This is a genomic window from Pseudomonas sp. TE36184, assembly GCF_054060055.1.
Window position 1 is genome coordinate 1,693,614 of sequence record NZ_JBSSCU010000001.1, and the last position, 14,175, is coordinate 1,707,788.

At 61.4% G+C, this 14,175-nt stretch carries 12 protein-coding genes; 7 read left to right on the forward strand and 5 right to left on the reverse strand.

What is annotated here, in order from left to right; translation table 11 throughout:
- Nucleotides 1–186 precede the first annotated feature (186 nt).
- The 3 genes from ACVWZP_RS07440 to ACVWZP_RS07450 all read left to right on the forward strand — a co-directional run bounded on the left by ACVWZP_RS07440 (nt 187) and on the right by ACVWZP_RS07450 (nt 3,010).
- Nucleotides 187–1,821 (forward strand): methyl-accepting chemotaxis protein, encoded by a 1,635-nt coding sequence (locus ACVWZP_RS07440; protein WP_079443668.1) that lies wholly within the window; start codon nt 187–189, stop codon nt 1,819–1,821.
- A gap of 107 nt (nt 1,822–1,928) precedes the next feature.
- Complete coding sequence (gene pnuC / locus ACVWZP_RS07445; protein WP_046383216.1) at nt 1,929–2,495, forward strand: nicotinamide riboside transporter PnuC; 567 nt, start codon at nt 1,929–1,931, stop codon at nt 2,493–2,495.
- The gene (locus ACVWZP_RS07450) at nt 2,492–3,010 is read left to right on the forward strand and encodes an AAA family ATPase (protein ID WP_457369616.1); all 519 of its coding nucleotides are present in this window, start codon (nt 2,492–2,494) and stop codon (nt 3,008–3,010) included. The genes pnuC and ACVWZP_RS07450 overlap by 4 nt, the downstream gene beginning before the upstream one ends.
- Before the next feature lie 109 nt (nt 3,011–3,119).
- Here ACVWZP_RS07450 and ggt read toward each other — a convergent pair whose 3' ends face one another.
- Entirely contained in the window at nt 3,120–4,844 is a 1,725-nt protein-coding gene (ggt, locus tag ACVWZP_RS07455; protein WP_017847249.1) for a gamma-glutamyltransferase, read from the reverse strand.
- Between the two features lie 180 nt (nt 4,845–5,024).
- Here ggt and ACVWZP_RS07460 point away from each other — a divergent pair, with 180 nt between their 5' ends.
- Nucleotides 5,025–6,170: a MalY/PatB family protein gene (locus ACVWZP_RS07460; protein WP_457369617.1), complete on the forward strand. Its 1,146-nt coding sequence runs from the start codon at nt 5,025–5,027 to the stop codon at nt 6,168–6,170.
- Between the two features lie 117 nt (nt 6,171–6,287).
- Nucleotides 6,288–6,710: a hypothetical protein gene (locus ACVWZP_RS07465; protein ID WP_457369618.1), complete on the forward strand. Its 423-nt coding sequence runs from the start codon at nt 6,288–6,290 to the stop codon at nt 6,708–6,710.
- A 515-nt stretch (nt 6,711–7,225) separates the two neighbouring features.
- On the opposite strand, the gene ACVWZP_RS07470 is transcribed toward ACVWZP_RS07465, so the two are convergent.
- The 3 genes from ACVWZP_RS07470 to ACVWZP_RS07480 form a co-directional block, all read right to left on the reverse strand.
- Entirely contained in the window at nt 7,226–7,441 is a 216-nt protein-coding gene (locus ACVWZP_RS07470) for a TOBE domain-containing protein (RefSeq protein ID WP_003173733.1), read from the reverse strand.
- Nucleotides 7,442–7,754: 313 nt separating this feature from the next.
- Nucleotides 7,755–8,663: a FecR domain-containing protein gene (locus ACVWZP_RS07475; RefSeq protein WP_256822977.1), complete on the reverse strand. Its 909-nt coding sequence runs from the start codon at nt 8,661–8,663 to the stop codon at nt 7,755–7,757.
- Complete coding sequence (locus ACVWZP_RS07480; RefSeq protein ID WP_017847246.1) at nt 8,660–9,178, reverse strand: sigma-70 family RNA polymerase sigma factor; 519 nt, start codon at nt 9,176–9,178, stop codon at nt 8,660–8,662. The genes ACVWZP_RS07475 and ACVWZP_RS07480 overlap by 4 nt, the downstream gene beginning before the upstream one ends.
- Before the next feature lie 359 nt (nt 9,179–9,537).
- On the opposite strand from ACVWZP_RS07480, the gene ACVWZP_RS07485 reads away from it, so the two are divergent.
- Together ACVWZP_RS07485 and ACVWZP_RS07490 are read left to right on the forward strand one after the other, a co-directional pair.
- Nucleotides 9,538–10,788: a ribonucleotide-diphosphate reductase subunit beta gene (locus ACVWZP_RS07485; protein WP_079443666.1), complete on the forward strand. Its 1,251-nt coding sequence runs from the start codon at nt 9,538–9,540 to the stop codon at nt 10,786–10,788.
- A 55-nt stretch (nt 10,789–10,843) separates the two neighbouring features.
- Nucleotides 10,844–11,332 (forward strand): DUF1289 domain-containing protein, encoded by a 489-nt coding sequence (locus ACVWZP_RS07490; RefSeq protein WP_017848468.1) that lies wholly within the window; start codon nt 10,844–10,846, stop codon nt 11,330–11,332.
- Nucleotides 11,333–11,423: 91 nt separating this feature from the next.
- Here the strand turns inward: ACVWZP_RS07490 and mdeB are convergent, their stop codons facing one another.
- Nucleotides 11,424–14,114 (reverse strand): alpha-ketoglutarate dehydrogenase, encoded by a 2,691-nt coding sequence (gene mdeB / locus ACVWZP_RS07495; protein ID WP_457369619.1) that lies wholly within the window; start codon nt 14,112–14,114, stop codon nt 11,424–11,426.
- Nucleotides 14,115–14,175 lie beyond the last annotated feature (61 nt).

Consider the following 14,175-nt stretch of genomic DNA (forward strand, 5'->3'; position numbering starts at 1 on the left):
TTTAATGGTTCACTGACGACGAGCGCACAAAAAGGCCCGGTGCTGATAATCAACGCCGGTCTGCAAAAATTCCGTGAAAAATCAGGCAGTACTCAGGTTTTTCGATTTCAGGCCGAAAGCCTATCAGACAAGGCGTAAAAGTCGATGCAGCGCCGACAATTATAAAAAGCACGGAGTGACAGGACGATGAACAGTTTACGCAATATGTCGATCAGCCGCCGTCTCTGGTTGATCCTGGTAGTTGCCGTGTTGATGCTGTTGGCCCTGGGTTTGCTGATGCTCAAACAGATCCATGACGACCTCTATGAAGCCAAAAGCCTGCAGACCCGACACGTCGTACAGACCGCCAGTGGAATCCTGACGTTTTATCACAGCCTCGAAACCAGCGGCGTCATGCCCCGTGAAGCGGCACAAAAACAAGCCCTGAGCGCGGTGCGCGGCCTGCGCTATAACAAAGACGAATATTTCTGGATCAACGACCTGACGCCGGTGATGATCATGCACCCGGCCAACCCCAAGCTCGATGGCCAGAACCTCTCGTCGATTCGCGACCCGGACGGCTTTGCGATATTCAACGAGTTCGTGAGCCTGGCCAAGGCCAAGGGTGCCGGTATCGTCAATTACCGTTGGCCGAAGCCGGGTGCCGATACGCCGATAGAAAAAACCTCGTATATCCAGTTGTTCGAACCGTGGGGCTGGATCATCGGCTCCGGCGTGTATGTGGATGACGTGCAAGCCGAATTCAACGCGCAAGTGTGGAAAGCCTCGGGTGTCGGCCTGGGCATCGCCGTGGTCATGGCCCTGCTGGTCTCGTTGATTGTGCGCAGCATCGTGCGCCCGCTGCAGGCCGCCGTGAATGCCATGGCCAATATCGCCAGCGGCGAGAGCGACCTGACGCGCAGCCTCGACACCCATGGCCGTGACGAAGTCACTCAACTGTCCCAGCACTTCAACAGCTTCACCGCCAAGCTGCGCCACGTCGTCGGCCAGTTGCAGATGTGCGCCAATGCGCTGGGCCAGTCCTCCACTGAGCTGGGCAACAACGCCAGCCAGGCCCACGACCGCAGCCAGCAACAGTCGCAACAGATGGAACTGGTGGCCACCGCGGTCAATGAAGTCACCTACGGCGTGCAGGACGTGGCCAAGAATGCCGAGCACGCCGCCAGCGAAATGCGCGATGCCCAGGCCCAGGCCGAGCAAGGCCAAGTGAACATCGACAGCAGCTTGCAGCAGATCGACCAACTGTCCACCACCATCAGCCAGGCCGTGGAAGTGATTCGCACCCTGTCGAGCGAAAGCACGCAGATCGGTGGCGTGCTCGAAGTGATCCGCTCCATCGCTGACCAGACCAACCTGCTCGCCCTCAACGCCGCCATCGAAGCCGCGCGTGCCGGTGAGCAAGGCCGCGGGTTTGCGGTGGTGGCGGACGAAGTACGGCTGCTGGCCCAACGCACGCAGAAATCCACTGCTGAAATCCAGGTCATGATCGAGCGTCTGCAAGGTCACTCGGAAGCGGCGGTCAAGGTCATCAGCGACAGCCACAGCGCGTCGCAACTGACCATCGAACAGGCCGGCCAGGCCGGGGCCAGCCTCACCGCCATCGGCCAGGCCCTGCGCAACCTCAATGGCCTGAATGCCTCGATCGCCAGCGCCACCCTGCAACAGGCCCACGTGGTCGAGGACATCAACCAGAACGTGACCCAGGCCGCCGGGTTGTCCCACAACACGGCAGTGGCGGCCGAACAGTCCAGCGTGGCCAGCGCACACTTGCGCGGGTTGAGCGAGCAGCTCGACGGCCTGCTGCGTCAATTCAAAGTCTGACGCCACTCAAACTGTGGGAGGGGGCTTGCTCCCTCCCACATTTGCCTTCCTGTGTTTTGAAGATTGGTTACAATCCCCGCCCTTTCCCTCTCTCCCAAGGAACCACCATGTCCGGGCTTGAACTGTTCGCCGCCGCGCTGGGGGTGATCGCTGTCTGGCTGACGGTCAAACAAAACCCCTGGTGCTGGCCCATCGGCCTGGTGATGGTGCTGCTCTACACCTGGGTGTTCTACGACGTGAAACTCTATTCCGACATGCTGTTGCAGGTGGTCTACGCCGCCCTGCAAGTCTACGGCTGGTGGCAGTGGACCCGACGCGCCGGGGACATCAAGCCAGGTCGCCAAGTCACCAGCCTGGGCTGGTCCGCGATCCTTACCAGCCTGGCTATCGGCGCGGTCGGCAGCCTGTTGCTCGGCGCCGCCATGGCTCACTGGACCGACGCCGCCCAACCCTGGCTCGACGCCGCCCTCACCGGTTTCAGCCTGGTGGCGCAGATGTGGATGGCGCAAAAGCGCGTGCAGTGCTGGCCATTGTGGATTGCCGTGGATGTAATTTTCGTCGGGCTGTTCCTCTATAAAGGCCTCTACCTCACCGCCGCGCTCTATGCGCTGTTCACCGCGATCGCCGTGCAAGGCTGGCGCGAATGGCGTGCCGACCCGGCGTTGCGCGCATGAAGGTAGTGGTCCTGGCCGGCCCCGAATCCAGCGGTAAAAGCTGGTTGGCCGCGCAGTTGCAAACGCAGTTCGGCGGGCTGATGGTGGGCGAGTACGTGCGGCACTTCATCGACCACCATCAGCACGACACCACGCTGGCCGACATCCCGGCCATCGCCCGCGGACAACTGGCCTGGGAAGATGCCGCCCGCGCCGAGCGCCCTGCTCTGTTGATCCTCGACACGCACCTGCTGACCAACAGACTCTGGAGCCAGACCCTGTTCGGCGACTATCCGACATGGCTTGACGACGAACTGCTGGCCCGCCACTACGACCTGCACCTGCTGCTGTCCCCCGACGACGTGGAATGGACCGCCGACGGCCAGCGTTGCCAGCCGGAACTGGCCGACCGCCAGGCGTTTTTCCAGCACAGCCTGGATTGGATGCAGCAGCATCGCCAGGCCCTGGTGGTGATCAGGGGAAATTGGGAAGAACGCCGCGCCAAAGCCTTCGCAGCCGTCAAACAGATACTGTAGGAGCGAGCTTGCTCGCGAAAAACGCAAGAACACCGCGTTAATCCAGAATGCCCGCGTTATCGTTGACGCTCTTCGCGAGCAAGCTCGCTCCTACAGTGAGTTGCCGCGCTTAGTAGCCCAGGGACAGGCCGGTATTGCGACGCGGGTCGTTGGCCCCATAGAAACGGTTGTTGCCGACCGGCTTGCCGTCCAGGGATGGCGCGCCCACCAGGATCGCCGCCAAGTGGTTGGCATCCTGTGGCCCGGCAAACTTGTGGCCCCAGCTCTCAAGGATTTTCTGCGTATCCGGGCTGACCGCGAAGGTCTCGAGGTTGGTGGTGTCCGGCATCCACTGCTGGTGGAAACGCGGCGCGTCCACGGCCTCTTGAATGTTCATTTTGTAGTCGATGACATTGAGGATGGTCAGCAAGGTCGCGGTAATGATGCGACTGCCGCCCGGCGTGCCGACCACCATCACCGCCTTGCCATCCTTGGTCACGATGGTCGGGCTCATCGACGACAGCGGCGCCTTGCCTGGTGCGATGGCGTTGGCTTCACCCTGGACCAGGCCGTACATGTTCGGCACGCCGACCTTGACGGTGAAATCGTCCATTTCATCGTTGAGAATCACCCCGGTCTTGCTCGCCATCACACCGGCACCGAACCAGTCATTGAGGGTGTAGGTCACCGAGACCGCGTTGCCCCACTTGTCGACGATGGAATAGTGGGTGGTGTTGTTGCCTTCATGGGGCGCTACGCCCGGTTTGATCGCCTGGGAGTCGCCGGCCTTGTTCGGTTCGATCGCGTCACGCAGTTTCGTGGCGTAGTTTTTGTCCAGCAGGTGTTCGATCGGGTTCTTGACGAAGTCCGGATCGCCGAGGTAGCTGTTGCGGTCCACATACGCGTGGCGCATGGCTTCAATCTGGTAATGCAGGCCCTGGGCCGAGTGGTAGCCCAGGTCGGCCATCGGGTAGCCTTCAAGGATGTTCATGATCTGGCAGATCACCACGCCACCGGAGCTCGGCGGCGGTGCCGAGACCACGTGGTAGCCCCGGTAGTCGCACTCGATGGGCGCCAGTTCACGGGTCTTGTACTTGTCGAGGTCGGCCTGGGTGATGATGCCCTTGCCGGCCTGGCTGGAATCCACCAACGCCTTGGCGACCCAGCCTTTATAGAAACCGTCGCTGCCCTTGGCGGAGATTTCCTTGAGGGTCTTGGCCAGGTCTTTCTGCACCAGCTTCTGGCCGACCTGCAACGGCTGGCCGTTGTGCAGGAAGATTGCGCGCAGGTCCTTGTCTTTTTCGAACTCGCCGGTGGCGGTGTGCAGCAGGTCGATATCGCCCTGCTCCAGCGCGAAGCCGTTTTCCGCCAGTTTGATCGCCGGGGCAATCACCTGGGCGCGCTTGAGGGTGCCGTATTTGCTCAGGGCCAGTTCCATGCCGGACACGGTACCGGGGACGCCGACGGCCAGGTGGCCCTTGGCGCTCAGGCCTTCGACGACGTTGCCGGCCTTGTCCAGGTACATATCGGCGGTGGCGGCCAGCGGGGCTTTTTCGCGGAAGTCGAGGAAGGTCTTGCGCCCGTCGGCCAGTTGCACTGTCATGAAGCCGCCGCCGCCCAGGTTACCCGCCGCCGGGTACACCACTGCCAACGCGTAGCCCACGGCCACGGCGGCATCCACCGCGTTGCCGCCGGCCTTGAGCACATCCACGCCGACATGCGTGGCCAGATGCTGGGCCGTTACCACCATGCCATTTTCACCGGCCACCGGGGCCTGGGAGGCGGCTTGCACGCCGCTGACCGTCAACACCAGCGCAGTGGCAATCAAAGTACGGCTGAAGGGTTGGTATTTCATCCTTGGCTACTCGGGTTATTGAGATGCACCAAAATAGCCCGACTTGGATGCAATCCCCAGCGCAGTGGCGTTTTTATGACAGAACCTGTCGGTCACGGAACGATTCAGCGCTGGCCTCGACGGCCAATGGCGCTAGAATCGGCGCCATTCTTCACCTGACTCTCCGACACGAGCCTCCCCATGAGCTTTGATTTCGACACGATCCACCCCCGCCTCGGCACCGGCAGCACCAAGTGGAACCGTTACCCGCCCGACGTGTTGCCGATGTGGATCGCCGACATGGACATCGCCGCGCCACCCGCCGTGCTTCAAGCCCTGCACCAGCGCCTCGACCAGCAGATTCTCGGCTACAGCGTGGCCGGCCCGGACGTGCGCGCGGCCATCGTTGCCGACCTGTGGGCCAAATACGCCTGGCGCGTGCAGCCGGACGAGCTGCTGTTTCTGCCTGGGGTAGAACCCGGTTTCAATATGGCGCTGCATGCCTTCGTGCAGCCCGGCCAAGCGGTGGTGCTGCAAACCCCCAACTATCGGCCGATTCGCCTGGCGCCCGGAAACTGGAACCTGCCGCGCATCGAAGTGCCGTTCAAGCTGGTCAACGCGCAGTACATCACGCCGATGCCGCTGCTGCGCCAGGCGCTGACAGGGGCCGGCGCATTATTGCTGAGCAACCCGCACAACCCGGTGGGCAAAGTCTTCCCCCGCGAAGAACTGCTCGCAGTGGCCAATGCCTGCCTGGAACAGGGCGCGCTGATCATCAGCGATGAAATCCACGCCGAGCTGTGCTTCGACGGCCGTCGCCACATCCCCACCGCCAGCCTCAGCCCGGAAATCGCCCAGCGCACCATCACGCTGATGTCCGCGAGCAAGGCCTACAACGTGGCCGGCCTGAAGACCTGTTTTGCCGTAGTGCAAAACGCCGAGATGCGCGAGCGCTTCAACCAGGCGCGTTGCGGCATGGTCGACAGCGTCAGCCCCCTGGGCCTGGAAGCCACCCGCGCGGCCTACAGCCAATGCAGCGACTGGCTCGAGGCGTTGCTGCAGTACCTGCAGGCCAACCGCGACTACCTGCTCGACGCGGTAAAAAGCCGCCTGCCCGGCGTGGTCATGCATGCGCCTCAAGGCACCTTTCTGGCGTGGCTGGATTGCAGCGCCCTGGGCCTGGACGACCCGCAACAGTTCTTCCTGGAACAGGCCAAGGTCGGTTTGAGCGCGGGGATCGAATTCGGCGATGACTGCCAGCAGTTCGTGCGCCTGAACTTCGGCTGCCCGCGGGCGTTGCTGGAAGAGGGTCTGCAGCGGATGGAGCGCAGCTTGCTCACCCGTTAAAACTGACTGGCTCCTTCCCGGGGCCAGTCGTTCGATGGTGTTGACCCACCCTTGGGCGTGCGTCAGGTTTGAGGATGACCAGTTTCAACCTTCACGCTGCTCACCTGCACAGTCCGGATGGATGAGCCCGCTTGGCGTGGCGCATTTATCACCATAGTCACACCGTCGTTGGTGATGAACATTGGTCGTGCCCGATCATCCTCCGTATCGCTGGAAAAGGCATTATTGAAGACAAGTGCGCGGCTATTCCACGGCATATCGCCGCTCGTATCAACGGATAAATCACCGGTGGGCGAAACACGCCAGCCAGAGTTGACCGTTGAGCGTGAACATATGGTTCTCATCATCACCCTGGATAAAACTTTGCAGTCGTTCAACCGTAGTCACATTGGAAAAAGATTGGAAATGCGCGATTTTCTTCACCCCTTCCGTATTCGATTCCTGGGTTTTTATCGAGATCGTATTCGTCTTGAAGTTAACGACGTGCCCCGCGTATCGGGCTACTTTGTCCGCTCCATCTTCTTTATAGGGGGTCGTTAGTATGATATTATCGACTTAACTTCCCTGTATAGATGAATGCCTTGATCGGAAAACACTAGCAAAGCAAAAAGCATTCAACTGTCAGACTTATCTGTTTACCGTCATTATCGTTTGATAACAATATATTTCGACTGAACGCCTGAAACTCAAACACTAAAGAATACGCGCGACCAATGCCCTTGCCCCCTTCCACCCAAGATCGGTACGCAGCTCCATACGCGGCTCAAAAACAGCGCCAACAGTAAGAAGGTCGAAACCCACAACGACACTCCCAAACTGTTTGACTACCTGCAGCGCCCCCTCACTAAGTTCCAGGCATTTATCTTATTTTATACCCTGCACCAACGCTCATAAAAACCATGCACCCTTTGAATACTCCGACAGGCTCGACTCAGCCAGGACTTCGAGTCCCTCTGCGGCGTAGTTGCCAGCCATAACGCCGGCGACCAGAGCCTCGGCGTCAACAGCGCCGCCATCGCCGGCAAGCGGGCGCCTACAGTGAATTACGCAAGTCTTTAGAGTTTGGCGATGGAAACTTCAGTCGATTTCACAAAGGCAATCACTTCACTGCCCACCTTCAACTCCAGGTCACGCACCGAGCGCGTAGTGATCACTGAAGTAACGATGCCGGACGCGGTCTGCACGTCGATTTCCGACACCACTTCCCCCAGCAGAATCTCCTTGATCACGCCCTTGAACTGATTACGCACGTTGATCGCTTTAATGGTCATGTCGGCTTTCCTTTTGGCTGTTAGGTCGATCTGCACGAATGTGCAGAGCCTCAAAGTGCGCCACCCACAAAAACATTAAAAGGAATATATAACTATTTGTTTATTCCATAAGGGTATATCAAGACTGTTTCACCGCCAACAGTCGATCAACAGCTTGCCCTCCCCGCTACAGCCTTCTCCGCTCGAAACCACGTAAACATGCGTGGGCCGGCCTTGCAACCACGCGAAGCCGTCAGCCTGCTGGGCCCCAGTGTCTGAAACCTTCCGTCGAAACGAAACAAAACAACTGCCACATTTTTGATCGCCAGTGTCTTCAAGTGAGTGTGACCCAATACCGCGTCCGCGCCTGCACCTCGAACCCTAGACTCGAGGCCAGCAGGCTGAGGATGCGGTCGGTGTCATCCAGGCGAAAACTGCCCGTCACCCGCAACGTCTCCAGGTTCGGCGCCCAGCGCAACACGCCTGGGCGATAGCGCGCCAGCTCACGCAGAAAATCCCCCAGCGCCTGGTTCTGTGCGGTCAGCACGCCGTCGCGCCAGCCCAGTTGCAACACATCGAACGGCACCCGCGCACCGAGCCCGCCGGCGCTCAATGGCGCTTGCTGGCCGTCCTGCAACGTCGCCAGTTGCCCGTTCACGTCGCGCACCTGCACGCGGCCCTTGAGCACCGACACCCGGCAGCCGGCGGCCAGTTGGCGCACGCACACCTCGGCCTGACTGACCCGCACCTCGCCGTAGCGCGTGCGTAGCGTCATCGCGTGTGCGCCCGGCACGTTCAGCGCCAGTTCGCCGTCCACCAGCGTGATGCATCGTTGCGCCGGGTCCACATCCACGGCCGTGGCGGTGTTCAGTTGCAGGCTGCCGCCCTCGGCCAACGGCAGGCGTCTGCGCTCGCCGGTGGCGGTGTGCAGGTCGGCGCGCCAACTATCTATAGGTAACTGGCGACTGATCAACCAGGCCGTCGGCACCAGCGCCGCCACGCCCAACGCACGCTTGAGCAACGCCCGCCGCCCCACTTGCGGGCGGTCGAGGCTGGCCATCGCCAACGCCTGGGGCAGCGCGCTGAAGCGCTGGCGCAGGGCCTGGGCTTTCTGCCAGGTGTGTTCGTGCTGCGGATGACTGTCGCGCCAGTGCTGCAACGCGGCATGATCGCGTTCAGTGGCCGCCCCCGATTCCAGCAGCGCCAGCCATTGCGCGGCCGCTCGCGCAACCTCACGGTTCACAGGTCCACCAGCAGGCAATGTTCATAGGCTTGCGCCATGTAACGCTTCACCGTGCGCTCCGACACCTCAAGCCGCTCGGCAATCTCTCGATAGCCCAGGCCCTCCAGCTGACTCCAAAGAAACGCCCGGCGCACCAGTGCAGGCAAGCCGTCGAGCAATTCATCCAGGGCTTGCAGGGTTTCCAACACCAGCCAGCGCTGCTCGGGAGATGGCACGCAGGCTGGCGGCAGGTTGCCAAGAGCCGTCAGATAAGCCTGCTCAAGGCTGCGGCGCTGATGAAAATTGACCAGCAGGCGCTTGCCCACCGTCACCAGATAGGCCCGCGGTTCCTGCATCTGCGCGAGCGGCTGGGCACTGGCGAGCACCCGCACGAAAGTGTCCTGGCTCAGGTCAGCCGCATCCCAGGCATTGCCCAGGCGCCGCCGCAGCCAGCTTTCCAACCAACTGCGATGGTCGCGATACAGGCTCGACAACGTCGGTTCGGCGGCGTGCGAAGGGACAACAGCATCATTCATGGCAAGCAACCTGCGCAGCGCGATTGAGTCTCAAATGATATTAATTCTAATTAATATCGCGACGAGACACCACGTTCTTTTCAACGGGGCGTTCATACGGGCATCAAAGGCCAGTGAACCCAGGCTTTGCCACCACAGGTGTGCCTGGCAGCGACCTAAAACCGCACACGTTGTCCGTTGACCATGCTGATCACACCCCATATAGTGTGCCCACACCAACAAACAACCACTACATAGTGTGCGAACTCGTAAAACGCTGACCACACTATGCGCAGTATTTCAATGCCTTGAAGCCTGCAAATCACTTATTTTTGGACGGGTTCACACACCGTCAGCACAGACCAGGAAGGAGTATTTCAATGCTGAGTTGGGATGAAGTCGACAACGAAGACACCGGTGCAGCGGTGATCAGAGGCGCCAACGCCGGCCACGCCACCGAAGCCAACATGGACCGCCTCGACGGTGCCGGCGCCGCTGCCGCCATCGAAGCCCGCGCCGTCACCGCCAACGACTCCGCCGCGATCATCCGCGCCAAGGCTGCCCTCGACAAACTCGACATCGCCGAAGGCCTCGCCGAGCTCGAAGGCGCCTCCGCCCGCGTCGCTGTCGACGAAAAGCGCATGATCAACTGCCGCGCCGACCTCAACCAGCTCGTGCCCTTCAAGTACGACTGGGCCTGGCAGAAATACCTCGACGGCTGCGCCAACCACTGGATGCCGCAAGAGGTCAACATGACCGCCGACATCGCGCTGTGGAAAAACCCCGAAGGCCTGACCGACGACGAACGCCGCATCGTCATGCGCAACCTCGGCTTCTTCTCCACCGCCGACTCGCTGGTCGCCAACAACCTGGTCCTGGCCGTGTACCGCCTGATCACCAACCCGGAGTGCCGCCAGTACATCCTGCGCCAGGCCTTCGAAGAGGCGATCCACACCCACGCCTACCAGTACTGCATCGAATCGCTGGCCATGGATGAAGGCGAGATCTTCAACATGTACCACGAGATCCCATCGGTCGCGAAAAAAGCCGCCTGGGGCCTGAAATACACGCGCTCCATCTCCGACCCGAAATTCGAAACCGGCACCGTCGACACCGACAAAGAACTGCTGCGCAACCTGGTGGCCTACTACTGCGTACTGGAAGGCATCTTCTTCTATTGCGGCTTCACCCAGATCCTCTCCATGGGCCGCCGCAACAAAATGACCGGCGTGGCCGAGCAGTTCCAGTACATCCTGCGCGACGAGTCGATGCACCTGAACTTCGGCATCGACGTGATCAACCAGATCAAAATCGAAAACCCACACCTGTGGGACGCCGAGATGAAGGAAGAAGCGACCCAGATGATCCTGCAAGGGACCCAGCTGGAGATCGAATACGCGCGCGACACCATGCCACGCGGTGTACTTGGCATGAACGCGGCGATGATGGAGGACTACCTCAAGTTCATCGCTAACCGTCGTCTGTCGCAGATCGGTTTGAAGGAAGAGTATCCAGGGACGACTAACCCGTTCCCATGGATGAGCGAGATCATGGACTTGAAGAAAGAGAAGAATTTCTTTGAGACCCGTGTGATCGAGTACCAGACTGGCGGTGCGTTGAGCTGGGATTGATTGAAAAAAACGGCCCCTTCAGGGGCCGTGTTGTTTCACCTGTCGATGTTTTTTTATGCCCAATCAAACCATCAAGACCCCCTGCGTCGGCCTGTGCTCCACCGTTTACGGTGATCTGGTCTGCCGCGGCTGCAAGCGTTATCACCATGAAGTCATCCAGTGGAATGGCTACAACGCCGAGGAAAAACAGGCGGTGTGGCTGCGCCTAGAGCAACTGCTGGTGCAGGTGATGGCCTCCAAGCTGGACGTGTTCGACCCACAGCGCCTGCGCCAGCAACTGGAAAGCCGCAAGATTCGCTTTATGCCGCACCAGTCGCCGTACTGCTGGGCCTACCAGTTGATCGCCCGGGGTGCGCGGGTGATTACCAGGCTGGATGCATATGGCCTGGTGTTGCTGCCGGAGTTTCGCGAGCACAGCCTGGCGGATTTGCGCGATGGAATTGATCGCGAGTTTTTCCTGCTGTCCGAGGCGCATTACCAGCGGTATATCGCCCCCGTGTTCTTGAAAGAGGCCTTTGGGCCAGCCCTGATCGCCACGCTCTAAATGTGGGAGGGGGCTTGCTCCCGATAGCAGTGTGTCAGTCAGCTTATGGCGCACTGACCCGGCGCAATCGGGGGCAAGCCCCCTCCCACATTTAGGTCCAGGACGCTGCACGCTCCGCCTGGAGGCCATAGCGTTCAATCGCCTGCTGGCACACCTTGCGCGCCAGACTGCCCTGCTCCGCCAATGCCGTCAGCGCGGCCAGCACGAGGTGATGGCGATCCACCTCAAAAAAATCCCGCAACGCCGCCCGCGTATCACTGCGACCGAAGCCGTCGGTGCCGAGCACGGTGTAGGGGGAATCCAGATACGAAGCAATCATCTGCGGCACCGCCCGCACGTAGTCCGACACCGCAACCACCGGGGCGCCCTTGGGCAAGCAATCATTCACATGACTGACGCGCTGGATCGCCTGCGGATGCAAGCGATTCCAACGCTCCACCTCCCGCGCCTGCCGTGCCAGTTCGCTGAAGCTGGTCACGCTGTAGACCTCACTCGCCACCTGCCAATCGTCCGCCAATAGCTGCGCAGCCGCCTGGGCTTCACGCACCAGCGTACCCGAACCGAGCAGGCGCACCTGGGCGTCAGGCGCGCCCTGCAAGCGGTACATACCTTTGATGATCGCCGCTTCCACCCCCTCGGGCAGGCTCGGCTGCGGGTAGTTCTCGTTCATCAGGGTCACGTAGTAGAACTCGTCGACATCGTGCTCCAGCATCTGGCGCATGCCGTGGTCGAGGATCACTGCGAATTCCCCGGCGAACGCCGGGTCGTAGGCACGGCAGTTGGGGACGCTGGCGGCGCTCAGGTGGCTGCTGCCGTCCTGATGCTGCAGGCCCTCGCCGCCGAGGGTGGTGCGGCCGGCAGTGGCGCCCAGCAGGAAGCCACGGGCGCGCTGGTCGGCGGCGGCCCAGATCAGGTCGCCCACGCGCTGAAAGCCGAACATCGAGTAATAGATGTAGAACGGCAACATGCGCAGGCCATGCACCGAATAGCTGGTGGCCGCCGCGACCCAGGAGCTGATGGCGCTGGCTTCGCTGATGCCCTCTTCGAGGATCTGCCCGTCGGTGGCTTCGCGGTAGCTGAGGATCGAGCCGATATCTTCCGGCTCGTAGCGTTGGCCGACGCTGGAGTAGATGCCGATCTGCTTGAACAGGTTGGCCATGCCGAAGGTACGCGCCTCGTCGGCGACGATCGGCACGATGCGTGGCCCCAGGTGCTTGTCCTTGAGCAGGTTGGTGAGCATACGCACGAAGGCCATGGTGGTGGACATTTCCTTACCCGCGGCAGCCGTGGCGAAGCCGGCGTAACCGGCCAGAGGCGGCACACTGACCGGCGCGGCGGCCTGGCAGCGACTGGGCACATAGCCGCCCAGGGCGTTGCGCCGTTGATGCAGATAGCGCAACTCCAGGCTGTCAGCGGCCGGTTTGAAGAAACTCAACGACTCGGTCTGCTCATCCGTCAGCGGCAACTGGAAACGATTGCGGAAGGCGATCAGCGCCTCGCGATCGAGTTTCTTCTGCTGGTGGGTGGTCATCTTGCCCTGCCCGGCTTCGCCCATGCCGAAGCCTTTTTTGGTCTGGGCCAGGATCACCGTGGGCTTGCCCTTGACCCGCCGCGCCGCGTGGTAGGCGGCGTGGATCTTGACCATGTCGTGGCCGCCGCGCTTGAGGCGGTCGATCTGTTCGTCGCTCATGCCCTCGACCAGCTTGGCCAGGGACGCGCTCTGGCCGAAGAAGTGCTCGCGGTTGTAGGCGCCGTCCTTGGCGGCGAAGGTCTGGAACTGCCCGTCCACGGTCTGCGACAGCGTATTGACCAGGGCGCCGTCGCTGTCTTTGGCGAGCAAGGCGTCCCAGTCCGAGCCCCACACCAGCTTGATCACGTTCCAGCCGGCGCCGCCGAACAACGCCTCCAGCTCATCGATGATCCGCCCATTGCCACGCACCGGGCCGTCGAGGCGTTGCAGGTTGCAGTTGACCACCCAGGTCAGGTTGTCCAGGCCTTCGCGGGCGGCCAGGGTCAGGGCCGACATGCTTTCCGGCTCGTCCATTTCGCCGTCGCCGAATACGCCCCAGACGTGGCGCTCGGTGGTGTCCTGCAAGCCGCGGTGCTGCAGGTAGCGCATAAAGCGCGCCTGGAAAATCGAGCTGATCGGGCCGATGCCCATGGAGCCGGTGGGAAATTGCCAGAAGTCCGGCATCAACCACGGGTGCGGGTAACTCGACAAACCGCGCGCGCCGACCTTGGCCCCGCCGATTTCCTGCCGGTAGTGCGCCAGGTCCTGCTCGCTCAGGCGCCCCTCCAGGAACGCCCGCGCATAAATGCCCGGCGCGGAATGCGGCTGGTAGAACACCAGGTCGCCGCCAAAGCCCTCGTGGCGGGCACGGAAAAAGTGATTGAAGCCCACTTCGAACAAATCCGCCGCGCTGGCGTAGCTGGCGATATGACCGCCGAGTTCGCCATACGCCTGGTTGGCGCGCACCACCATGGCCAGGGCGTTCCAGCGCACCAGCGAGGCCAGGCGCTCTTCGGTGGCCAGGTCGCCGGGAAACGCCGGCTGCTGCTCGACGCTGATGCTATTGATATACGGAGTGCCGTGACGGGGTTTCCAGTCGATGTGCGGGGCGCCGCCTTCACGGGCCAGTACGTCGAGGATCTGCCGCGCCCGCGCGGGGCCGGCGTTGGCCACCAGCGAGGCCAGGGCGTCGCGCCACTCGTCCTGCTCGATTTGATCACCGGCGAGCTGATCCGTTGTGGTGTGATTCACTGCGCTCGCAAAACCGTTCATGGGCACCTCCAGGCTTTTTTTCCAGTTTATGTCGATGACTGAGGATTTTTTGCCTGATGTC